We start from the raw sequence: 22,963 nt of genomic DNA on the forward strand, positions 1-22,963 counted from the left end.
AGGCATGACGATCAAGGAGGAAACATGGAGAGAAAGTGGCGCCGCCGGGGCGTGTACCTAACGCTTCGAGGTTACGCTTGAAGATCCTGCACTAATTCTTATACAGGCATGCCGCATCGCGGTCAATGAAGATCTCACGGCGATCGATGCGTACTCGCCAGGCCCGCCACAAGCCAATGCGCTGAAGACGTCCGCGAAAGAGTGCCGAATTGTTCCGCGATGCGTGCTACAGTGGCACGCCTTCAGCACAAGAGGTCGGTATGTTTCTCTGCGCAAACTGTCTCGCTGTGGCGAGTGACGCCTCCGGTGCCTCTGGACATCTCGGGTTACGCATCATCGATACCCGGCGAAGCAAGATGCCTCGGTCAGTCACGGTCACGATCAGTACATTCCGCTGCTCGAACTGCAGTGCAATCTGGAGCTACCGGGAAGCAAAGGACAGCGGTCCGCAAGGCTGGTCGCTGGTGCCGAGCGAAAAGACCAGCGATGGTGGCTGATACGCCTAGCCACATGCTGCAGACTTGCGAAGATTCGGAGAGACATGACCGGTCTCTTGCACCGCCCACATTCCCGCCATCACAACCTTTCGGGTCGTAGTGCCTTGGGGGACGGCGCAAGCCTGTAGTCGATGGATGCCAACGCCGACACATATTTTTCACGCAAGGACGGCGATCGAACTGGGCGGCGCTGAACCGCGGCGCTTTCCGACTATGGTGTTGAGCGAGCAGAGGGGGGCCACCGAATCATGATCGAGCCAGTCCTGCTGGCCGTCACGCGCGTTGCCACATTCGAAGCTCAACAGGCAAAGACCAACGCCACCGGCTTTTTCTTCAAGCGAGGCCAGCGTCTGTTCGTTGTGACAAGCCGGCATGTGCTGATCGACGAGCCGACCGGGCACTTCCCCGACCGGATCGAGATAGAGCTGCATGTCAATCCGGACAACGTGGCAGAGTCTATCGGCTTCTCAATTCCACTGTATCGCGACGGCAAGAGTGTTTGGCGCGATGGGCTCGATGGCGGCGGCGGTATCGACGTGGCCGTGATCGAACTCGACCGCACCGCTCTGCCGTCGAGTATGGTCTACCGGGCCTTTACGCCGGCCCACCTTTACTGGCCACGCGACCTCATCGAAGCAGGCACTCCGGTGCCGATCGTCGGCTTCCCGCTGGGTTTCCATGACACGCTTCATCATTTGCCTGTCGTACGCCAGGCCCTCCAGGCAGGAAATCTCCGGAAGTGGTACTATTCGCAACCGTCGACAGCCGTCGATGTCAAATGCGCCGTCCGCCAAACATCATCATTAGAAGAGTATCGGCGGCAGCACGGGTGTACACCCGAACCTTTCGCGGCAACAATCAGCCGCAATCATTTCCGACCCGCGGCACGTCCGCTCCGTACCCAGCACGCATGTACCAGGCGTGCTGGGTAGCGCAAGCACGGTCAATCCCACGCCAGTTTCCCCGCCTGCGATGAAGCGCAGGATGCGACACTGACTTTCTGCAATGGCAACCGATCGCCGGGCACGCGCGTACCTCCCCCGCATGGGAAAGCAGGACACGCCCGCCGGGATCGAGCGCCGTCCGAACAGGCAACAATTTGAATCCCGGCATTACTCCGTTCACCGTTTCCGTTTACCCCATCCAACAAGAGCCCGGCGTCTGGTTCGCGAACTACATGATCTCCGAGTACAAGGACGGCGCTGAACGCATCGTCGCGAACGTCTCGATGCGACACGCCACGCACCATACCGAAGCTAAGGCCAGGCAAGCCGCCCGCCACGCAGGGGAAAGCGCAGTGGTGGCGCACATGCGCTTGCAACCGTCCCCGTATCGGCAAGCTACAACCCCTTCCACGTCACCGCGTGGCATTCACTGAAACAGAAAGGAGCATCCTTGGCTAAAGAAGAACTGGTGGAATTTGGCGGAAAGGTTTCGGAAGTCCTCCCGGATAGCCGCTTTCGCGTCACCCTGGAGAATGGCTTCGAGGTTTGGGCCTATTCGTCCGGGCGGCTCAAGAAGAATCGCATTCGTATTCTTGCGGGGGATCGCGTCACGCTCGAAATGTCGCCATACGATCTGACAAAGGGGCGCATCAACTATCGTCACAAGTCCTGAGCGAATCCGGCGTTTCCGCGCTCCCGAAATAGCGACCACTGTTGACGCCACCATGGAATGGGCCATCTTCCTCTTCATCCAGGTCCGAACGAGAGTACAACCTTTGGCTCCACATAGCACTCCCATCCACGAAGCAACAATACACGGCGCAAGCCAATAAGATCCGAGCTGCAAGATGCAGCGAGAAGAATCCTCCTGGCGCTACGCGCCGAGGTCCAGGCCTCGATGACCGATCTTCAGCTTGGCAAGGCCCTCGGCACTGTAGAGCCGTCCGGGCTAGCCCACCATCTCCTGCTCCTGCAGGACCATGGACTGGTGGAGAAGACCCCAAATATAGCGTGGCGCCTGACAGATTCGAGCGATAGAGTTTCATTGACTACGGCGGGAAAGCTCCGTATAACTGATTGTGCAGGATCTTCAAGCAGCCATGCCAACCGCATTGACTCGTCCGCTTCTACGGCGCGCGCGTCCTCAATGCCGTCTCCTTGATCTTCTCGCTGCGCCGCACTTATTGAGGCGTGGATTGCTGCAAGACAACCACGGAGACGAGTACATCCTTGATCCCGAATACCTGGAGCGTGGTAACCCCGTGCATCGCAACGCAAAGCGTGCGAATCCACGCATCAGCCACCATTGGTTAGCCTGCTTCTCTTCTATTCCGCCATCTCTCACCCGGGATAGCTGAACCGCTGACTGTAGAGAAAAGCCTTTCATTTACGGAGGGAAGCGTGTGTTGGCAGTCTACTCTTCCAGTTTTATCTTATTTGTCCTCTCGCAGTTACTTGAGTGGAACCGACGACGAAGCGAAATGCCGAGCAGAACGCTCCAATGGCTGAGTGCGGTCACCTACTCCACCTCATTACTGGTGATGGTATGTACCGTTGCAAAGATGGTCATAACAAACTAAGACATGCGCTGGTTGACGAGCGCCAACCATGCGGGCACGAATGAGTTGGCTGTGCCAGGAATATCGAGGCATGTACATACATGTCGCGGCATTCGAGGCTGCCCGCGATTCTATTCGCACGGGCGCTCCTGGGCCGAAATGGGGCTATATGATGGCCATCCGCTATACAGTGGACAGGGACGATCGAATGTTTTGTGAATCATTCGACGAAGAGGATGATTACTACACGCGCACGGCGGCCGAGCAGGCAGCCGTCCACTATGGAAAACTCGCTGTCGATATTATTCATGGCTTGGCTTGAGGCGCAGCCGTGTGTCGCCTTGAAGAGGCACAAGCCGATTCCATGAGTTGTTCCGCAGCGACTCAGACAAGACATAAAGTAAGGCCACCGCGGATAGTCTCAAATCTTGATGGAATACCCGAACGACGTCGCGAAAAGCGACGTACAGGAACCTGCCCACACTTGGAGTGACGATGGACAACTATCCCGCAGCAAACTACAAGGGCTTTGATATCTACCCGTTGGTCTATAAATTCGACGCACCTCGCAAATGGCACGAGCGCCGGCCAGACCGCTCATACAGTGCGTCCGTGGTCATCTGCCGGGAAGGTGAACCACCTGGCGGCACGAGCGCGCGCGTGTTCCACGTTCCAGATATGCACTGGTCTGACCTAGGGTTAGCGAAGCGTGCGGCCATGCAACACGGCGAACACATTATCGAAGGCCAAGTCGCAGGTGAGTCGCTAGCCGGTCTTTGATCGAAGACGCCGAAACCCTTCTTCAGAATAAGACTTACCTACAGACGCATACTCCTGACGAAAAGCAGGAGTGCGCCCTATGGCCGCAAAGACGCGCGTTTCAGGTGGATTGCTTCAGCCGAGGCTCGCTACTTACCTTCGTCCGGCACGTTGTACATCTCGCGTAGCTGGCTAGCGAACGGGCGGATCGCCTCTACGCACGCGGCGCTGTTGCCGCCCTCCATAGTTGACAGATTCCAGTTGCAGCCTCCTGCATCCGCGGCATGCCAGAACACGTCGCCAAAGCAAGCGCCCTCGCATTCAGAGAATTTTTCCTGTTCCGCACGAAGCATGGCGCGCAGTTCGGCCTTGTTCTTGATCTGTCTTGACATGATGTCTCCCCCTTTCTCTTTCGATCTGAGCCTGTGGCATGGCCGACGCGGGCTACCTCGCCTTGACGAACGTCGACATACCGTCGATCGCGTCCCTGGCTGACGACAAGGCCAGCGCGATGGCAGCATGCGGCGCGCTTGCGAAATGCTGGATCATGGGTGGCAACTGTCTGCGAGAACCCATTCCTGTACTAACTTGTGTGATCGTTACGGTAGCGAGGAAGCGCGGCTCAACCAAGTCGCCGCCGGGGACTGCACCGGGTACGTGACGCACCCTCGCAGATACCCGGAAGCCTTTGTAGATTGCGTTGTTCTGAGACATGTTGGTCTCCTTTCATCACCGAGCATACGCGGATAAGCCGGGACGTGTCCGATTTACTTTCGGCGACAAGGCTAGCAATGTCATCGCGAGCCTTTGCCTCTCCATAATCAAACGCTGCATCGATGCTGCTCAACCATAGGCACCCAGCAATTTGACCGTCAAACTTCCTGGAGCAGTTCGGGCTTCCCCTTCTCGTTCAGGCCGCGTAACGTACGTTTCCGGGAGCGCATCGACACGGTCGATCCGAAGCGGCAGTCATAGCCATCTGAAATTCGGCATCAGATCGCTATGCTCGTCGACCCCGACGCCGCCCAGTTCGTTGATGAGCTGCTTCAGGGCTTCCTTCGATCGCGAATCGCAACTGACGCTCATCAGCAATTGGCCCGGTGCAAGGTGCGCATTCTGCCGCCACAGTGCAAGGCGACCAATCTTGCCGCCGACCAATCCGCAGAGCCACCATCCGATCATCGCGCCAAGCGTGACAGCACCAACATACGCAACTGCAGTGGCACCGGCGCCGGCGGAAACGCCGTATCTGAAGACGACGAGCGCGCCGACGAACGCGCCGATAAAAATTCCCGTGATCGCCGCCTCTTCGCGGTACGTAGTCTGACCGAGGTCGATCGTCGGCAATCCGTCGATGGGCTGATTGTCTCGCTGGACAAACCACGGCCCTGCGACGAGTGCCTGGGTACTGGCCAAATCGCCCAATCGCGCTTGTGCCAGTTGCGCGGTGGCGGTGTCTCTCAGACTGAAATACAGGAGCGTACGCATGAAGTTACCTCACGCAATCTCAATTTCCATTTCTGACGAGCCGGCGGATGCTTGCTTGCTTACTGCGACCGATGCTCCTGATGGCCCTGGTTCGGGTGCAGGACGGTGACCGCAGGTCGGGCCAGCCTTCGTTGACGGCGCGATCCCAGTCAATCAGCAGCGTGATTGCCTGACGCCATCTGGGCGCTGCCAATCGCATGACTCCGAATCGCTGGGTGTTTCCCTTCGGCGGCCTGCCGACCTGGCAGTCGCGTAGAAGGCGTGTGATATGTATGGCCCGGTAAGTGGTCTCTGCAGATTCTTTCGGCACGATATGTTCCTTCATCGCCTGCCAGGCTGGCATAGTGACGGCAGTGTTGAAAAATTGTCACCGTTGTGGACAGCGATCTTCCATTGCCGGCGGGAAATCATTTCCACCCATATCGCATTGCTGGAGATCGTTACGGCATCGTCATCACGATGAGAGCACGGCTCCGCCAACCTGAAACGCGGAAGTGCAGCAACGAAGGCGGAAACCAACCTTGCGATCGGTCTTGCGGAGAAGAGTCGCCCTTGCCAGACATCGGTTGCATCGATCCTGGCGAAAGACTGGCTTGCCTGGCTACTGGGGGACTGGGCGAACGGCGGTCGCCGCGTGGCATCTTGCATGAATGTTCCAGGAATCCCCATGAGTGACTTCAGGAGTCACCAGTCCTAAGACGTCATCGAGGGGGAAAGCCCGGAAACGAGTGATAGGCGGACCAGAAGCACTTCGCTTCTGAAACGCTGCATCTAACAGTATAGGGGGGCGATGCACACCGTCCTAACCCGCTTACAAAATTGGTCAGGCAGGCGCTGCGTCACGCATCTGCGGTGCCCGCTAGCGCGGACCGCTCGTCCGCTTCTGGCGCTACACTTAATCGGATGGCCGGCGCCGTTCCCGCGGCCGACACCGTCTCCGCCTCCACGTCGACACAAGGTCAGAAATGAACCGCCTTCGATACTCGGTGAATCTGTCCTATGAGATCCTGGATCCCACAGGAGAAGCAATTGGAATGCCGCCGATGTCGGGGCAGGAACTTCCAGGACTGCTTGCCCTTGATCCAGCGCAAAGCAGGCGCAGCCCTTCATTGCTATTCACAATCTAAGTGCCCGCCTTTTGGGGGAGCCGCCCATGTACGCGATCGTCGAAACCCGTCGTGGCAAGTTGCGAGGCCTCCGGCGTGATGGCGTGTACGCGTTCAAGGGTATTCCATATCCTGCCCCACCGTTCAGCATTAAAAGACTAAGAAGGCCGCAATCCGCAGCACCCGGGAGTGGCGTAAGGGATGCGCTCTCGCATTGGCCTGACACCGCCACAGTCGCTCGCCGACGCGATGCACCAGGCCCTGGGTTGCGTTCGCCGCCAATGGCGCGATTGCGGCTGGCCCACCTACAATCCGGTCCACAGGTCAACGATGCGCCTCGACACGCCGTCTGCCCTCGTACACGATCCGTTGGCCCGTTAGGCTAGCGCTCTGGCACGGCGTGCATTAGTACGTTGTACGGCTGGTCTCCCCCAACAACTTGGCCCACAGCATGTCCAAGCGTATCGTGATCATCCAGGGGCATCCAGACCCATCGGGCCATCACTTGCTGCATGCACTGGCCGACGCCTACGCTCAAGGCGCGACCACGGCGGGACACGTCGTACGGCGCATCGAGGTGGCGAAGCTCGACTTCCCGCTTCTTCGCACGCAGGCTGAGTTCGAGACTGGCATATTGCCTCCCGCTTTGGAGCAGCCAAGGGAGGACATGCGCTGGGCGGAGCATTGGGTCTTTCTGTTTCCGCTGTGGCACGGAACCATGCCGGCGCTGTTCAAGGGTTTTCTCGAACACATCTTTCGGCCCGGCTTTGCCATGGATTACAAGAAGAAAGGGATCCCCAGACGATTGCTCGCCGGCCGCTCGGCACGCATCGTCGTGACCATGGGAATGCCGGCACTGCTGTATCGCTGGTACTTTGGCGCACACGGAGTTCGCGGCTTCGAGCGAAGTGTGCTGAGTTTCGCCGGGATCAAGCCAATCCGCGAGAACCTGTATGGGCTTACCTTTGCCAACGAGAGAACATGTACCCGTTGGATGGAGAACATGCGTGAAAATGGTGCGCGCGGGAACTGACCGGAGCGTGGCAGACCCATGCGGCCCATTTGCTACAGCTGGGCGGCTGCAAATCTGCAACGGCGGGCTAACGGATAGGCAACGCGTCAATTAATTGCCTGGCTGGGAAGCCGGCGGGTTGATCCATCCAGGCTGGCCACTTTGAAATCTCCAGCCGCGCATTATATATGCCCCCACGTTTCCGCTTGCGCCGTGTCAAGGCTGTTCGCGCGCCAGTGCCTATGGTGAATCGTTGCCCGTTGTCGCGACTGCGGGGCGCCTGCGGACCTTCGTCATGAGCATCAGAAACCTCGAGAGCTTGTTCCGTCCCCGCTCGGTGGCCGTCATTGGGGCCACCGAGCGGCCGCATAGCGTTGGCGCCACCGTGCTGGCAAATCTGCGCAACGGTGGCTTCGCCGGCGCCGTTCTGGCGGTGAATCCCAAGTATCGCACGCTCGGGACCGAGCCCTGCTATCCCGCCGTTGATGCCTTGCCGTGTCAACCGGACCTTGCCGTGATCTGCACACCGCCAGCCACCGTGCCGGCCCTGATTGAAGCACTGGGGCGCCGCGGCACGCGGGCCGCGATCGTGCTGAGCACAGGCCTGGCCGTCCTGGCCAATCAGCCGCAACAGCCACATGAAGATCTGCGGCAGCAGATGTTGGATGCCGCCCGGCCATACCTGCTGCGCATCCTCGGGCCAAACTGCATTGGCCTGATCTCGCCTACCCTCGGCCTGAATGCCAGCTTCGCCCCCGGCGACGGCCTACCCGGCACGCTGGCGTTCGCCACCCAGTCCGGCGCGCTGGCCACCGCGGTGCTTGACTGGGCCCGCCCTCGCCAGATCGGTTTCTCGCACTTCATCTCCCTTGGCGACAGCGCGGACGTGGATGTGGCCGACGTGCTCGATTACCTCTCGGGCGACCCCGGCACGCGGGCGATCCTGCTCTATGTGGAAGCCATCCGGAATGGCCGGAGGTTCATGTCAGCTGCACGTGCGGCAGCTCGCAGCAAGCCCATTGTGATCGTCAAAGCTGGCCGCGCGCCCGAGGGTGCGCGCGCGGCCGCCTCGCACACCGGCGCGCTAGCCGGTCGCGACGACATCTATGACGCGGCGATCCGCCGCGCCGGCATGCTGCGCGTCGCTTCCACCGAGGACCTCTTCGACGCCGTGGAAACGCTGGCCAGGGCCCGGCCGGTCTATGGGAACCGGCTCGCGATCATCACCAACGGTGGCGGAGCCGGCGTCATGGCGACCGATGCGCTGATTGGGCTCGGCGGCAAGCTGGCCACCTTGACCGCCGACAGGCTGGCCGTACTCGACGGCGGGCTGCCGCCAACGTGGTCCCGCGCTAACCCTATTGACATCATCGGCGATGCGCCGGTGACCCGATACCTGCACGCATGCGATGCGCTCAGCCGCGCGACCGAGGCCGACGCGGTGCTGCTGCTGCATGCGCCGACAGCGATCGTCCCAAGCGACGAAATCGCCACCGCGGTCGTTTCAGCCAGCCAGGAAGACGACCTGCCGCTATTCACCAGTTGGCTGGGGGGTGATTCCGTAGTACGTGCGCGCCAGCTTTGCAGGCACGCCGGCATCCCGACTTATGACACGCCGGAGCAGGCAGTGATGGGCTTCCTGCAGGCAGCCGAGTACAGGCGCAACCAGCAATTGCTGATGCAGACGCCGCCATCCGTGACAGATGACTTCCAGCCCGACCGCCAGCAGGTCCGTGACATCGTCGACACTGCGCTAGCGCAAGGGCGAGCCATGCTGTCGGAGCAGGAAAGCAAAGCGATTCTGGCCGCCTATGGCATTCCCATAGTCCAGACGCTGGTTGCGCCAGACGCCGACGGCGCCGCCGCGCTGGCCATTTCCCTGGGTTTTCCAGTTGCACTCAAGATCGACTCTCCGGACATCACGCACAAGTCTGACGTGGGCGGCGTCCTGCTGGACTTGCCCGACGCTGCCGCCGTGCGGGCCGCCGCACGGACCATGTCGGCGAGAATCAGCTGCCTACGCCCGACCGCGCGCCTCGCAGGCTTCACCGTCCAGCCCATGGCGAACCGTAACGCGGGCATCGAACTGATCGTGGGCATGGTTGCCGATCTCGTATTCGGTCCGGTCATCCTGTTCGGCCATGGCGGTACGGCCGTGTCCCAGATTCGTGACCACGCCATCGGCCTGCCACCACTGAATACCGTCCTGGCCGCCGAGCTGGTGCAACGTACGCGGGTGGCGTGCCTGCTCGCCGGCTACCGCGACAAGCCTTCGGCCGATCTGGAGGCATTGAATGCTGCCCTGGTGCGCGTGTCGGCACTGGTGTGCGACGTGCCGGAAATCGCCGAACTCGACATCAACCCGCTGCTGGCCGGCCCGGCCGGCGTGCTTGCGCTGGACGCCCGCATCGGCATCCACATGGCACAGGGTGCCGCGCAGGACCGGCTCGCCATCCTGCCCTACCCCAAGGAGCTGGAAGAACGCATCACATGGAACGGCACACCCTTGATGCTGCGTCCCATCCGCCCGGAAGACGAGCCCGCCATGCGAGCATTCTTTGAACAGCTCACGTCCGATGACATCCACACGCGCTACTTCTGCAGCTTCCGCGACCCCGGCCATCCCAGGCTGGCCCGCATGACCCAGATCGACTATGCGCGCGAGATGTCTTTAGTGGCGGTGTCCGATGGTCATGAGGGTGGCCCGCACATCCTCGGTGAAGTGCGCGCCGCGGCAGATCCGGACAATGCCGTCGCCGAACTCGGCGTGGTGGTCCGTTCCGACTGCCAAGGCAAGGGACTCGGGACGTTGCTCCTGCAGCGACTCATCGCCACGTGCCGTGCTCGCGGCACTCGGACGCTGGAGGGCTATGTGCTGTCCGGTAATCGCCCCATGCTGGACCTAGCCCGCCGTGCGGGCTTTTCGGTGAGCGCCGAGGCAGGCGCGGATGCCGTCCGCATCCGTCTGGAGCTGGGTCGCGCTGTCGCTCCTGGGTCCAATCCAGGCACTTGAGGTGTGTCAAGCCCGCCGGGCGTGCGCGATCTACCCTCCAGTCAAGGAATGGCACTATGCCGCCCCTCACCGCCGAACGCGAGGTTGCGAGCATGTACCAAAGGATTCTGGTCGCGACCCGCTGAGGAGAGCCACCCCATGTACCCAGACAAGTTCCGCAAGATGATCACCCTGGCCCTGGCCGCCGCCATGACCCTGTCCCACGGGCAGCCACGCCCGCTGCTGGACGTGCCGGAGGCCCGCGAGTCGGCGGGCATCCTCTATGTTTCAGGGGGAGTCGGCACGGACGACGTCAGCCGCATGCGCGCGCTGGCGCCGCGCTTCAATGTCCGGATCCGTTTTCAGGACCAGTCGGATGGCACCTCGCTTTCCGACGTCAAGGTCGTGGTGCTCAACAACAAAAACGAGCGAGTGCTGCGGCTGGTGACCGAAGGTCCGCTGCTGTATATGAAGATGCCGCCCGGCCGCTATCTCCTCGCTCTGGCCTATCAGGACAACGTCCAGGAGCGGACCATCAACGTTGGTCGCGCAGCGCAGGATATGACCTTCACCTTCCGAGTGAACGAACTGGAAGATTGCTTGCGCGATGGGAACGCTCACTGCAAACGACAAGGGGAATGAAGACGGCTCCGCGCCGATTGAGCTCGGCCCTGCCGCATCGCCCCCCATTGACCTATGTCAATCGTACTTTCGAGATAGCACCTAGATTCACATCAGAGATCCGTGGTGGCTACACGTTGCGGGTCACAAGCCAGTGTCGCCCAACGATGTTCCAGACGCGCGTGGAGAGCAAGAATGAAAACAATTCGCACAATCGTTCCTACCGTCATCGTGGCTAGCTTGGCGGTCGCCGCAGCAAATATCTGCGCCCAAACACTGGAAAAGGTCGCTGCGACAGGCAAGATCACAGTCGCTTATCGCGAGGCGGCGGTTCCATTCAGCTATCTGCTTGGCCCGCATAAAGCCGTTGGCTTCTCTGTCGACCTGACGCAAGCCATCATTGACGATGTGCGAAGCCAGCTGAAGAAGCCCACCCTCAAAGTTGAATACATCCCTGTAACCGGACAGAATCGTATTCCGCTACTAGTTAATGGTACCTACGATCTGGAGTGTGGCTCAACTACCAATACCAGCGCACGTGGCAAGGAAGTGGCATTCTCGATCAATTTCTTCTACGCAGGAACGCGTCTTCTGGTCAAGCGCGATTCTGGCATAGGCAGCTATGCAGATTTGTCGAAGAAGACCGTAGCGAGCGCGGCCGGCAGCACGAATGAAAAGGTGATGAAGAAGTATAGCGCCGACAACAATATCGATGTCCGGATGGTTTCCGGCAAGGACTATGCGGAGTCTCTGCAGTTCTTGGAAGGCGATCGCGCGTCAGCACTGGCCCTGGATGATGTTTTGCTGTTTGGCTTGCGCGCCAATTCTAAAAACCCTAATTCGCTTGAAATCGTAGGGGACACCCTTCAGGTCGAACCATACGCCTGCATGATCCGTAAGGACGACCCAGAGTTCAAGAAGCTGGTGGATGGAACCCTCACGCGATTGATGAAATCCGGGGAATTTACCCGGCTCTATCGGAAGTGGTTTGAATCGCCGATACCACCGGCCGGCGTGAACTTGAGTATGCCGATGAGCGAGCCACTGCGGGCTAACCTTAAGGTCCGTAGCGACAAGCCGGCACAGTAATACTCTTGCATTGAGCCCATGGGAATGAGCGGAGGCACCGTGGTACCCTTCCCATTGAGTGAGGCTGGCGAACAGTCGTGAGACTATGGTGCCTTCCCTGGGGTATGTTGTGCATATGCGGGAAGCTGCGGCGGCATCCGAAACTCACCGCCGGTCTGGAGAGCCGTGTCTGCTACCGGATGAATTCGCAATGAGTTTCGGTCTTCTATGGTCCCAACACTCATGATAACTATGGGCCGCACACAGGCGGTTTGGTTAGACTGCTTCGAACTTTTGCACTCTGTCCGAAATCTAATCGATTCGGACGAAAATTGGATAGCTGCGCGGTCGTTATCTTTCCTTCCCAAGTACGTGAAACAATTCGTCCTCCTGCGCACAATGCAGTCGAAGGATGGCGTCCAGACCATACAGCAAACGTTGTAACTCCTGCACCGTACGCCAGTCCGGCCCCTCCGATGGCAGTTGAGCAATGGTTCTGTCCAAAACGGTCGTGAGCCGGAAGATTTCGCGATGCATCCCGCTCATGGCCGCCATGGGATCATCCCCGCCGAGCAAACGTGCCACGTCCGGATAAAGGTGCATATCATCGCTACGCTCGTGCGGCACCAGGACCTTCGTCAGCCAGCGGTTCAACGCCTCTAGCTCGGCGTGTGCTGTGCGCCCTTGCATTTGGGGCAGCATGTCCGCCACGGAGCGTATCCTGCTCATGATGGGCTCGAGCGCGGCATGCTCGGCTTTGAGGCGCGCCACATCCGCCTCATCCAGGCGGCCCTGCTGCTCCCGGGAATCCGCCCGCAAGGCGCGCAGCGCATTGGCTATTGCAAGGATATCGATCCCCTCCTGCAGGATCGCGCCCGCCAGAGGAGGCAAGAAACCCAGTCCTGCCGCGAGCATTGCGGCAACCGACAGCGTCATCCCCATCTCCACGCTCAGGATCGCGATGCGGCGGGTGCGGCGCGCGATTCGCACGGCATCGACGAGGCGATCGAGCCGGTCCACAAGCAGTACCACGTCCGCTGCCTCCGAGGAGGCAGCCGCGCCACATGCCCCCATCGCAACGCCGATATCCGCTGCGGCCAGCGCGGGTGCGTCATTGACGCCATCCCCGACCATGATCACGGTGCCCTTCCGGCGTGCGCAATGTATCGTTGCCAGCTTGTCGCCGGGAGACTGCTCTGCATGGATTTCGACCACGCCGAGCATCGCACCGACCGCCTCCGCGATATCCGCGCGGTCTCCCGTGAGCATTGCCTGGCGCGTGACGCCCTCCTTGCGGAGCAGGCGAAGCGCGCGCGGAGTTTCCAGGCGGATACTGTCGGCAAGCTCGATCACGCCAGCGAGATAACCGTCGATGCTTACGAACACGGTCGATACCCCACTGATCCTGACACGCCGGATGACGTCCTGCGCCCACTCTGTCACATCACTGTTGCCCACGGCGTACGCAAGCGAGCCGAGCCTGACGACCTTCCCCCCTACCACTCCCTGCACGCCCGCGCCAGGGCTTTCCTGCACGTCGGAAGGCGCGAGCAGGTCCATGCCGCGCTTGCGCGCGGTCATCGTCACGGCATCCGAGATGACATGGTTCGACGCCTGGGCCAGGGAGGCGGCAGTGGCGAGCACTGTCTCCGGCAGGTAGCCCTGCGCACATTCGATGCCGACCAGCCTAGCGACTCCTCCCGTGAGCGTGCCGGTCTTGTCGAAGAACAACGTATCGGCTTTGGCGAGCCCTTCCAGCGCGCCGCCGCCCTTGACGAGTACGCCGCGCCTCGCGCAACGCGACATTCCCGAAACAATCGCCACAGGCACTGCGAGGATGAGCGGACACGGCGTCGCAACCACTAGGATCGCAAGAATGCGTATTGGCTCACCGCTCCACAGCCAGCTTGCACCGGCAAGCAGCAGGGTGAGTCCCATGAACTGCAAGGCATACCTGTCGGCGAGCCGCGCCGAAGGACTCCGCTCGGCCTGCGCGGCGGCGACCATGCGTACGATGCCAGCAAACGTGCTTTCCGCCTCCGTGGCGGCCGCCACCATTTCCAGCGCGGAGCCGGCATTCAGCGTGCCGCTCTGGATCGACTCGCCCGCAACACGCTGCCGGATGGCGGACTCACCCGTCAGCGCGGACTCGTCCAGTTCCGCAGGCATAATCAGGGCACCGTCGACGGGCACCACCTCCGCGTGCCGCACCATCAAGCGGTCCCCGGGACGGACTGCTGAAACATCGACCTGCTTCCATTGGTCGCCCTCCAGCCGGTTGGCCCGCCTGGGAGCGTGACTCAGCAGAGCAGTCATCTCCCGCCGGGCGCGGGATTGCGCGTAGTCCTCAAGTGCGCGGCCGCTCGCCAGCATCAGTGATACGACCGCAGCCACGAGAAACTCTCCGAAGAACAGCGCGACCACGATCGATAGTAACGCCAGCGCATCGATGCCGGATTGCCGCCGGATCGCGGCGGTAGCACTCGAAATTGCCAGTGCAATCGCATTAGGCAATGTTCCGGCTATCCAGAGCCACTGGGCCAGCGTCTCGCCTTGCACTTGGCGCGCAACAAGGCCTCCCGCCAATGTCACGGCGGAGACGGCAAGGAGAACGCTGTTAAGCCGCTCAGTGGGCAGGCGCATTCCAAATCCCCTCTACGACATGCGGCGCAGGACGCCGCCCTTCATGACAAACTCGTGCCAGAGCGCGGCGGCGGCATGCAACCCGACGAAAATATAAACGAGGGTCGCACCGGATTCGTGGATGTACTTGGCGAGGTGAGCGAACCCGTCATGCTGACCGAGAAAAAGGGGCCACGTCATGCCGAATGCCTCGAAGGGCTCTCCGGCCCACGCCACCGCCAGCACGCCCAGGACCGGCATGGCGAACATCAGCAAATAGAGAATGCCATGCGTACGCTCCGCAATGCGCTGCAGCAGCCTTGGTCCCGGGCACCAACGGTGCCGGTTGTGCCGCGCCGTCGTGCGAAAACGACAAGCAGGTCAATGCGATCCACGCACGGACACTGTAAGGGTATCTGAATGACATCCCTGACTCAAACGTGCAGGACAGAGCCCGCCCTCCATAGACGGAAGCACGTGCACGAATACCGGCGAGACGCCCGATGACGGGAATCAGGAGAACTGCGGAGGTGCCTGGGCGGGGGGCGGGTGACTGAAGCCGTAGCGCCAGCGCGGGACGGGGGCGGGAGGGAACGGAGACCGTCGCGTGGAACCACTGGCAAGCGCCGCCAGCAACACGAGCGTCAGGATCGACACTCCGGGGAGTACCCCTGGCTGGAGCGGCGCGGCCAACGCCAGCGGTCCGATCCCGGATTCGACATCCACTTCGAACGCGTCCCCGGTCGCCAGCGACGAACCGGCATGGGCAGCGGCACGGAAATGCGAATCAGTTTCGGCAGGTAGTCCAGCGTGCATATGCAGCCCAGTCTGTTTCGGAGTTCCGAAATGGCCGTGCAGGAGCGGCGTCAGCAGTTGCGTCAGTACAAAAAGTACTAACACCGCGCCCCGAAACGAGGCACTCGGGATTGCACGTGACATGTGCGCATTGTAATTCAATAAATGCGACCTCGCCCGTCCGTCTTTCCGGATCGCTTCCGCCGCTCTTTTTTTCCGTCATTGTTAACGTCGCTGCCGGATAGCGAGCAGGACGACGCTCGTAGCTTCACCGTCCCTGCGCTGGATCAAATTGAAGGTTGGCTCGCGGCCTAGAGTTCGTACAGGGGCCAAGCCGCGGCGAGCTTGAACGCATTTGTCGGTGCTTGGAAAGCCTTATGGCGGACGTCTTCCAGATCGCAAGCCTGTTTCAACGCGGTCTACGGGCAGTTTGAGGACACGGACTTCGGTGGGCTACGCTTCAGGATCACGAATAAATCCAAAGGCCATGGTCGGTGGGATCTGAGAAGCGTGCTGCGACGACGTGCGAGCCTTCGAGATGTATCCGCGCATCGGCGGCTGGCGATAGTCCGAACCAGTAGGGAGCTGAGCGCAAAGGAATAGGAAGCAGGCTATGTTGACAACCATACTCTCGTTGGCGTTTGTCGTTTCTGTTTTGACTACAGCGATTTCGATTGATTCACATGGGCAGAGTGGGAACAACGCGTCGAATCTGACCGATGAGCAACGCTACGCCCTTGACGATAAGTGCCAACAGAAGTTAGATCCCGCTGACTTTGCGAACTTTGCATATGGCCTGGTGCCCCCCGAACTCACCGCTGTGGTCGAGCCATACATCAAGGGCTACAAGAACAGGGAACGGTGCGATGCCATCCTCTAACAAATGGGAGGAGGGGGCGGCCGCAACGACACGAAGCTGGATTAACAATCCAGAACATTGCGCCGGGACGCGAACATAATTGAAATGCAAAACGTCAGGACGGCCCCGGACGCTGCTTTGTCCATGGCTACCGTGGCACCTCCCTCCACATTTGATGGTTCATATGAACTGCTCGAAAAAACGCAACAGCGAACGGCTGGACTCGCCGCTGGGCTGCCGGGTGACTGCCCTAGTAAGGCAGGCCCTCCTCAATGGGTAAAGACGGGTCCCTGGACCACTCGTTCCAGGAGCCAAGATAAAGCCGTACATCCTTGATGCCAGCCTCCTCCAACATGTGACCAAACTAGCCAGGGGTTAGTCCGCTTGAGCCGTCATGAAAGGGATGACCCGTGAGTGAGCGCCGTGGCCCGCGAGTTGGACATGTAAGAGCAGACACTGCACAACTGGATCATCGCCGCAGGGCGATGCCGGGGTGAAACCGGTGACGGCAGAGCAGATGGAGCTATGGCGCCTGATTGTTGCCCATACAGGTCGGCCATCCATCGTACCAATCGTTGATCTACAGCAACGAGGCCCTGAGCTGGAGTTCTAGTGTGAACTCAGGGCGATGATGGTTGTGCACCGAATTGCGAGCTCGTGCCTTGGCATGCGCCCTGCCCTGACGCTCGCGAAATTTCCAACAATCAAATCGCAGACATGGGGGGCTGCCTTGTTTAAAGCATCGTACTAACCAGCCCTATTGATCTCGGAGCATTGTCATGACCACGTCACGTCCATTACGCCTACGACTGTCTCGCGACTGTATTCGGTTTGCCGAGCCCTGCTCGGCTCTCTCTTTCTTCTGAAGAAGCCTCGATTCTGGGCGGGATGCTTGTCACATTCGCGATTGAGTCCTCGCGCAAACAGCATGCTCCAGGCTAGCCACTGAAGCGGTTCAGCATGACAGTACTCGAGTAGACGTCGGCAAGGCATGCGCTCTCTTGCCGACGCTTCCCAAGCCCATCCTGAGTTCGGTACAACTGGTGAAGCAAAATGATTAGCTCTCGTAGCCTCGGGGTTAAACGACTGCGTGCCCCGTCCGTTTCCGGCGAAGATACCCTACAAAATCAGCAGGACTTCTCGCTCGTCCTCGGCGGGCCCCTCTATCAACTCCTGCTTCGGGCACACTTGTCCGACGATGCGCTACTCCTGGCACGCCAGCGCATCCTCTTCATTTCTCTTCTGGCGTGGCTCCCGCTCCTCCTGCTTTCCGCATTTGAAGGGACCCTGCTGAGCAAAAACGCGACGGTGCCATTCCTGATGGACATAGAGGTCCACCTCCGCTTTCTGGTAGCGGTGCCTTTGCTGATCGCCGCAGAACTGGTCGTACATCAGCGCCTACGTGGTATCGCAAATTCCTTCCTGGAGCGGAATCTGATTCCGGAGCCGGCCATGGAGCAATTTGACGCTGCCATTGGCGCGGCCTATCGGCTGCGCAACTCCGTCTTCGCCGAAGCCCTGCTCGTGCTCTTTGTATATGGCGTCGGCGTTCTCGTCGTCTGGCGTCACTATACTGCGCTCCAGGCGGCCACGTGGTATGCGACGCCCGCAGGGGGACATTCAAGGCTCTCGCTGGCCGGAATCTGGTACGGCTACGTAAGCCTGCCGATTTTCCAGTTCCTGTTGATCCGATGGTATTTCCGGCTATTCATCTGGATGCGGTTTCTCTGGCAGGTGTCCCGGATCAGGCTCAGCCTTATCCCGACGCACCCGGATCGTGTCGGCGGCCTTGGCTTCCTCGCCAATACAGTCTATGCGTTCGCGTTGCTTCTTGCCGCGCATGGCGTGATGGCGGCCGCCAATCTGGCTAACCGTATCTTCTTTCTGAAGGCCGCACTGCCAGAGTTCAAGGCGGAGATCGGCATGATGGCTGCCTTTCTGCTTGCCGTGGTGTTCGGCCCGTTGCTTGTATTCGCGCCCCAGCTTGCCCAGGCCAAGCGTAAAGGCCTGAGCGAATATGGCACTTTGGCGGAACGGTATGTCCGCGAGTTTGACGTCAAATGGCTGCGTGGCGGTGGCCCTGCGGACGAGCCCCTGGTAGGAAGTGGCGACATCCAGTCGCTCGCCGACCTGGGCAATAGCTATGAAGTGGTGCGCGGCATGCGCCTTGCGCCTATCACCAGGGATGCCATCGTTCAACTCGCCGCGGCCGTGCTCATTCCGATTGTCCCGCTGGCATTGACCATGATGCCCCTGGAAGAACTCCTAAAGTACTTGTTCGGCCTTTTATTCTAGATAGCCTAGATGGGATGTATGTCGTTTGCAGCGTCTTGGAGCGCGACGCGTATTGGCGACCGCGCGCTCCTCAATTTAGGATATGCATAGACTCTCGGCGCCATTTAGGTGTGAGATGACCGCCGCGCGGTCGGGCAGCCAAGAAGGATGGTATGCGGCTTCGGGGGGCAGTCGGGATAGCTGGGGGCCTTCATCCCGGACCTATCCGGAAATTTGTGTACGAGGCATATCATGAGAGGTAATGACCATGGATATGCCGATGAAGAAGAAACGTACGGTGGCGTCTCAGGCAGCGGCCCGCGGGCCGCTGCCTGCCTTGCCTGACGGCTTGCTTGATGAGTTGGTTAAAGGGCCGATGACGCCCGGCGAGGTCCAGGATCTGATGCTGGCGTTCAACAAGGCCATCATCGAGCGGGCGATGAGCGCCGAGATGAGCATGCATTTGGGCTACAAGCCAGGCGAGCCCAAGCCGGCCGAGCAGTCCAATGCGCGTAACGGTCTGAGCGGCAAGACCGTGATCACCGACCGCGGCCCGGTGCGGGTCGAACTGCCACGCGACCGCGATGGCAGTTTCGATCCGGTTCTGATCCCGAAGCACGAACGGCGCTTTACCGGCTTCGATGAGCGCATTATCGCCATGTACGCGCGCGGCATGAGCGTGCGCGAGATCCAGGCGTTTCTGGCCGAGAGCTACGGCACCGAAGTCTCCCCGGACTTCATCAGCTCGGTCACCGACGAGGTCATGGCCGAGACCATCGCCTGGCAGAACCGTCCGCTTGAGGCCATGTACCCGGTCGTGTTCTTCGACGCGTTGCGGGTCAAGATCCGCAGTGACGGCATCGTCAGCAATAAGGCCGTGTATCTGGCATTGGGAATCCAGGCAGATGGCCAGCGCGACGTGCTGGGCCTGTGGGTCGAGCAGACCGAAGGCGCCAAGTTCTGGCTCAAGGTCTTCAATGAACTCAAGAACCGAGGCTGCCAGGACATCCTGATCGCAGTGGTCGACGGCCTCAAGGGGTTGACGGAGGCCGTTGCCACGGCCTATCCCCGCACGACGGTGCAGACCTGCATTGTGCATTTGATCCGCAACAGCCTGGAATACGCCAACTATAAGGACCGCAAGGTGCTGGCACAGGCGCTGCGTCCGATCTACAGCGCGGCCAGCGAACAAGAGGCCGGGCAGGCGCTGCAGGACTTCGCCGACGGCCCGTGGGGAGCCAAGTACCCGATGATCGTGCAGTCGTGGCGACGCGCCTGGGAGCACGTCATACCGTTCTTCGTGTTCCCGCCCGACATCCGGCGTGTGATCTACACCACGAATGCCATTGAGAGCTTGAACATGCAGTTGCGCAAGATCATCAAGACCCGGGGCCACTTCCCTTCGGATGAAGCTGCGATCAAGTTGCTGTGGCTGGCGCTGCGCAACGTGCTGACCAAGTCCGTTCGCACGACCTATGACTGGAAGTCCGCCATGAATCAGTTTGCTATTCTGTATGGCGAGCGATTTACTGCCGCTCGAAGCTGACAGAATTCAAAACCGCCTCGCACACAAAAATACGGACAGGCCCTTCATCCCCAGGCCAGACAGGGTGAAACGCTTTCCTGCACAAGAACAATGCATCCCGAACGGCATGGCGGCGAAGCCTGTCAGGCCAAAGACGCTCACCTACCCGGCGATTAACTCATCAGTTCCAGCCGGAATTGTAGGAAAACGCAGCAGAAGATCGACGCCGGCACTACTCCCATTCACGGTAATGCTCTGACTGACAATGACCCCACCATACCTGACCACGGCCCGATAGTTACCGCGTGGCAGGTTCATGTACAGGTGCGGCCCTTCACTGAGCACGAGCAACACAATCTCACGCCGCGCATTGAACAGCGTTACTGTGACATCCGACAAGGCGCTGCTGTCCGTGCTGTCGACAAAATGCATGCGGACATTGAACTGCCTTGCCACTCGACGCATAGCAGCGGCTTCATCGCTCCCAATCCCGCCGGTGACAGAGGAGATGCCATTGAGCTGCCTGAACTCCAGCGCGCTTTCTTGGAGAGCGGCCATTGGCACACTGGTAGTGCCTAGCACAGTGGCTGACAGCATCAGGCAGCAAGCCGCAATGAATGTCCGCATCGAACACCTCCTCTATCGTCAAGTGGCAACAGGAGATCCATCTCCTGCTTTTCAGCCTAGCTGGCGCTGCCGCTTGCTTCTTGCTGTGGATCAACGACGCAATCCGCAGCGCGAACCCGGCACCCTGGTCTCGCCCGGCCGGCGGACTGCGGCTCGGCTCGACTCCGCAATGGCTACTTGTCGCTCGGGGCATGTCAGATTCCCCTGACAGCGAGTCATCTTCTTCCGAAGATGCGCGTTATCTGATGCGTACACCGGCAACCTCCTGAGTCGGACAGCAATCTCGTCCAAAGCTGATTTCGATGAAATGGCGCAAAACCCATACTCCAGTCAAGCACGCCGGCAGTCCGCGGCCGGCGTGCCGGGTCAGGACCGCACGGCAGACCAGGTAGCTTGCCGAGCCCATTGGCAACAGTGAAGGGGCGTGCCATGAACGATGATCGACAATGCATCGAATCCGTGCACGACCTCGCCGCCACGGCAGAAGCACTTTTCCCGGGCGCGCACCTTGTAACGCATCGCCGGGGTTACGTTCACCACGGAATCTACGCCGGTAACGGAGAGGTTGTGCACTATGTCGGATTCAAGGAATTCCTGCGCTGCGGCCCGGTCGAGACGACTTCCCTGGCAGACTTTGCCAGTGGTTTTGGCTTCAGCGTCGAAACGGGAACGGCGGCACGCTACGTTGGAGCAGAGGTCGTGCGCCGGGCGAAGTCGCGAATTGGTGAGGACAACTACCGCCTTCTCACGAACAACTGCGAGCACTTCTGTACGTGGTGTCTGTTTGGTGAGGACCGCAGCCAGCAAGTCGAGGCGCTGGTGTGCCACCCATGGCGCGCGATGAATGCGATCATCGGCGTTCTTCTTGGCGTGCATGAACGGACTGTCCATGAAAGCACGGCCGGGGCCTGGTAACTCCAGCCGGTACACTGGCGACTTCTCTGGTGGAAGCGCCCGGAGCTTGCGCCCGACGGACACTACCTCTATCCAGGCTGGGAGTCCTTATGGATGATGCGGCATGGGAGGCGTCATTCAAATGGAAGGCAACGGTGCGCCGGTCGAATACGCTGTCAAGATGCGCCGTTTCGCACAGCGCGACTTGTTTTTCGAGATGCTTGGGGAAAAGCGGCTATATCCCGCGAATATGGATGCCCTCGCGCTACGGATTGCTGAGTTTCATCGTGGTCAGCCGAGCGCCCGCTTCGAAGATGGTTTTGGCACGCCGGCTCGGATCAATGCCATTCTTACCCGCCCCGTTTGACGGAGCGCAAGCCCTAGCCGCTCCTGCGGCCTACATTTTCAGGTAGGCGGAGAACGTTTAACCTGTACTGCGCCTCAGCGGGCCTGGGTACTGTCGTGCGCGGCTGGCCTCAGCCGACGCCGGCTCGCCGAGCATATGTCGCTAAATGAAGACGAGGAGCCGATCCTCTCCCAGACCGTGGGCAGAGCAGCCGCGCATATCAACGCGCCGACCTGAGCCTCAACCGGGCCTGGATGGCACCTCTACCTCGAGGAGACACTGAAATGATCAAGCATACTGGCAGCCCGGAACAGATCCGCAATGAAATCCTGCGCCGTCTGCAGGAACAGGCCGACCTTGGCGACGCATGCCGCGATTGCGATATCCCGGTCCCGATTGCTGCGGACCCCAGGACAAACAACGGATGCAACTGGCGCATCGAAGCCTTTCCTGGCGTAGCGCCCGCATGCCAGGCCGTGGTCAAGGCGGTTACCGCAGAAATGATGCGGGAGTACGATCTTTCCTGAACACCGGCTTTACCGGTCAGCAAGCAAAGGGCGCAAGCATTCAAACGCGCCCCGGCTCCTCTTCCGGTAAGGCCGCGATTGCGGTGCCAGAAACCGGTCTCAGCGTGACTTGTGCCGCGTTTCGGACATTCATCGTTCCAGGGAGATCAAATGCTAGAAAAAGTGCGGTCGTACAAGGGATTCCAAATTGTGCTATTCGTGCCCGAAACCAATGCGCCGGGCAAGTCGAACGGCCGCGTCAGGATCACCGGGGCAAGCTTGGATGTCGGCGTGTGCTTCACGCCAGACTGGCAGCATTCGCCGGCGACGTCGCAGGACGCCGAGGACTGGCTGTTTGCCTACGCAGCCGGCGCCATCGACTGCGAACTGGCCGGCGGCTTTGGCATGGATCTTGGCCACGATTAGAGCAGCGAACTTGGCGTGGCCGGCCGGACAGCTCGCGCATACA

Annotated in this window: 22 protein-coding genes and 1 pseudogene; 17 read left to right on the top strand and 6 right to left on the bottom strand. The window is 60.3% G+C overall.

Annotated features, from left to right (window positions below):
* Positions 1-745 precede the first annotated feature (745 nt).
* The 5 genes from CupriaWKF_RS09975 to CupriaWKF_RS09995 all read left to right on the top strand — a co-directional run bounded on the left by CupriaWKF_RS09975 (position 746) and on the right by CupriaWKF_RS09995 (position 3,780).
* Complete coding sequence (locus CupriaWKF_RS09975) at positions 746-1,429, top strand: serine protease (RefSeq protein ID WP_276097742.1); 684 nt, start codon at positions 746-748, stop codon at positions 1,427-1,429.
* 167 nt (positions 1,430-1,596) lie between these two features.
* Positions 1,597-1,875, top strand: coding sequence for an isochorismatase (locus tag CupriaWKF_RS09980; protein WP_276097743.1), 279 nt, complete (start codon positions 1,597-1,599; stop codon positions 1,873-1,875).
* A gap of 17 nt (positions 1,876-1,892) precedes the next feature.
* The gene (gene infA / locus CupriaWKF_RS09985) at positions 1,893-2,114 is read left to right on the top strand and encodes a translation initiation factor IF-1 (RefSeq protein ID WP_276097744.1); all 222 of its coding nucleotides are present in this window, start codon (positions 1,893-1,895) and stop codon (positions 2,112-2,114) included.
* Between the two features lie 977 nt (positions 2,115-3,091).
* Complete coding sequence (locus CupriaWKF_RS09990) at positions 3,092-3,322, top strand: hypothetical protein (protein WP_276097745.1); 231 nt, start codon at positions 3,092-3,094, stop codon at positions 3,320-3,322.
* A 173-nt stretch (positions 3,323-3,495) separates the two neighbouring features.
* Complete coding sequence (locus CupriaWKF_RS09995) at positions 3,496-3,780, top strand: hypothetical protein (protein ID WP_276097746.1); 285 nt, start codon at positions 3,496-3,498, stop codon at positions 3,778-3,780.
* Between the two features lie 128 nt (positions 3,781-3,908).
* On the opposite strand, the gene CupriaWKF_RS10000 is transcribed toward CupriaWKF_RS09995, so the two are convergent.
* The 3 genes from CupriaWKF_RS10000 to CupriaWKF_RS10010 form a co-directional block, all read right to left on the bottom strand.
* Positions 3,909-4,151, bottom strand: a complete 243-nt coding sequence (locus CupriaWKF_RS10000; protein ID WP_276097747.1) for a hypothetical protein — start codon at positions 4,149-4,151, stop codon at positions 3,909-3,911.
* Positions 4,152-4,203: 52 nt separating this feature from the next.
* Positions 4,204-4,473 carry a GTP cyclohydrolase gene (locus tag CupriaWKF_RS10005; protein ID WP_276097748.1) on the bottom strand — a complete coding sequence of 90 codons (270 nt, stop codon included), beginning with the start codon at positions 4,471-4,473 and terminating at the stop codon, positions 4,204-4,206.
* Between the two features lie 255 nt (positions 4,474-4,728).
* Positions 4,729-5,247, bottom strand: a complete 519-nt coding sequence (locus CupriaWKF_RS10010) for a hypothetical protein (RefSeq protein ID WP_276097749.1) — start codon at positions 5,245-5,247, stop codon at positions 4,729-4,731.
* 1,557 nt (positions 5,248-6,804) lie between these two features.
* On the opposite strand from CupriaWKF_RS10010, the gene CupriaWKF_RS10015 reads away from it, so the two are divergent.
* The 4 genes from CupriaWKF_RS10015 (at position 6,805) to CupriaWKF_RS10030 (ending at position 12,067) form a co-directional block, all read left to right on the top strand.
* Positions 6,805-7,386 carry an NAD(P)H-dependent oxidoreductase gene (locus CupriaWKF_RS10015; protein ID WP_276097750.1) on the top strand — a complete coding sequence of 194 codons (582 nt, stop codon included), beginning with the start codon at positions 6,805-6,807 and terminating at the stop codon, positions 7,384-7,386.
* A gap of 274 nt (positions 7,387-7,660) precedes the next feature.
* The gene (locus CupriaWKF_RS10020; RefSeq protein WP_276097751.1) at positions 7,661-10,378 is read left to right on the top strand and encodes a bifunctional acetate--CoA ligase family protein/GNAT family N-acetyltransferase; all 2,718 of its coding nucleotides are present in this window, start codon (positions 7,661-7,663) and stop codon (positions 10,376-10,378) included.
* A 138-nt stretch (positions 10,379-10,516) separates the two neighbouring features.
* Positions 10,517-10,999, top strand: coding sequence for a hypothetical protein (locus CupriaWKF_RS10025; RefSeq protein WP_276097752.1), 483 nt, complete (start codon positions 10,517-10,519; stop codon positions 10,997-10,999).
* Positions 11,000-11,173: 174 nt separating this feature from the next.
* On the top strand, positions 11,174-12,067 hold the full coding sequence (locus CupriaWKF_RS10030) for an amino acid ABC transporter substrate-binding protein (protein ID WP_276097753.1): 894 nt from the start codon (positions 11,174-11,176) through the stop codon (positions 12,065-12,067).
* Between the two features lie 330 nt (positions 12,068-12,397).
* Here the strand turns inward: CupriaWKF_RS10030 and CupriaWKF_RS10035 are convergent, their stop codons facing one another.
* On the bottom strand, positions 12,398-14,689 hold the full coding sequence (locus CupriaWKF_RS10035; RefSeq protein ID WP_276097754.1) for a heavy metal translocating P-type ATPase: 2,292 nt from the start codon (positions 14,687-14,689) through the stop codon (positions 12,398-12,400).
* Between the two features lie 12 nt (positions 14,690-14,701).
* Entirely contained in the window at positions 14,702-14,986 is a 285-nt protein-coding gene (locus CupriaWKF_RS10040; protein ID WP_346348604.1) for a cytochrome b/b6 domain-containing protein, read from the bottom strand.
* Positions 14,987-16,076: 1,090 nt separating this feature from the next.
* On the opposite strand from CupriaWKF_RS10040, the gene CupriaWKF_RS10045 reads away from it, so the two are divergent.
* The 3 genes from CupriaWKF_RS10045 (at position 16,077) to CupriaWKF_RS10055 (ending at position 20,142) form a co-directional block, all read left to right on the top strand.
* Positions 16,077-16,343, top strand: a complete 267-nt coding sequence (locus tag CupriaWKF_RS10045; protein ID WP_276097755.1) for a hypothetical protein — start codon at positions 16,077-16,079, stop codon at positions 16,341-16,343.
* A 1,032-nt stretch (positions 16,344-17,375) separates the two neighbouring features.
* Positions 17,376-18,617 carry a hypothetical protein gene (locus tag CupriaWKF_RS10050; protein WP_276097756.1) on the top strand — a complete coding sequence of 414 codons (1,242 nt, stop codon included), beginning with the start codon at positions 17,376-17,378 and terminating at the stop codon, positions 18,615-18,617.
* Between the two features lie 259 nt (positions 18,618-18,876).
* Positions 18,877-20,142, top strand: a complete 1,266-nt coding sequence (locus tag CupriaWKF_RS10055; protein WP_276097757.1) for an IS256 family transposase — start codon at positions 18,877-18,879, stop codon at positions 20,140-20,142.
* 141 nt (positions 20,143-20,283) lie between these two features.
* Here CupriaWKF_RS10055 and CupriaWKF_RS10060 read toward each other — a convergent pair whose 3' ends face one another.
* Complete coding sequence (locus tag CupriaWKF_RS10060; protein ID WP_276097758.1) at positions 20,284-20,679, bottom strand: hypothetical protein; 396 nt, start codon at positions 20,677-20,679, stop codon at positions 20,284-20,286.
* 498 nt (positions 20,680-21,177) lie between these two features.
* Here CupriaWKF_RS10060 and CupriaWKF_RS10065 point away from each other — a divergent pair, with 498 nt between their 5' ends.
* From CupriaWKF_RS10065 to CupriaWKF_RS10085, 5 genes and pseudogenes are all read left to right on the top strand, one after another.
* Complete coding sequence (locus CupriaWKF_RS10065) at positions 21,178-21,663, top strand: lecithin retinol acyltransferase family protein (RefSeq protein WP_276097759.1); 486 nt, start codon at positions 21,178-21,180, stop codon at positions 21,661-21,663.
* 103 nt (positions 21,664-21,766) lie between these two features.
* On the top strand, positions 21,767-22,009 hold the full coding sequence (locus CupriaWKF_RS10070) for a hypothetical protein (protein ID WP_276097760.1): 243 nt from the start codon (positions 21,767-21,769) through the stop codon (positions 22,007-22,009).
* Between the two features lie 62 nt (positions 22,010-22,071).
* Positions 22,072-22,225, top strand: a pseudogene (locus tag CupriaWKF_RS10075) (SagB/ThcOx family dehydrogenase); the annotation flags it as partial.
* A 47-nt stretch (positions 22,226-22,272) separates the two neighbouring features.
* The gene (locus tag CupriaWKF_RS10080; RefSeq protein WP_276097761.1) at positions 22,273-22,515 is read left to right on the top strand and encodes a hypothetical protein; all 243 of its coding nucleotides are present in this window, start codon (positions 22,273-22,275) and stop codon (positions 22,513-22,515) included.
* A gap of 150 nt (positions 22,516-22,665) precedes the next feature.
* The gene (locus tag CupriaWKF_RS10085; RefSeq protein ID WP_276097762.1) at positions 22,666-22,920 is read left to right on the top strand and encodes a hypothetical protein; all 255 of its coding nucleotides are present in this window, start codon (positions 22,666-22,668) and stop codon (positions 22,918-22,920) included.
* Positions 22,921-22,963: the final 43 nt, after the last annotated feature.

This window comes from Cupriavidus sp. WKF15, from assembly GCF_029278605.1.
GTDB lineage: Bacteria > Pseudomonadota > Gammaproteobacteria > Burkholderiales > Burkholderiaceae > Cupriavidus.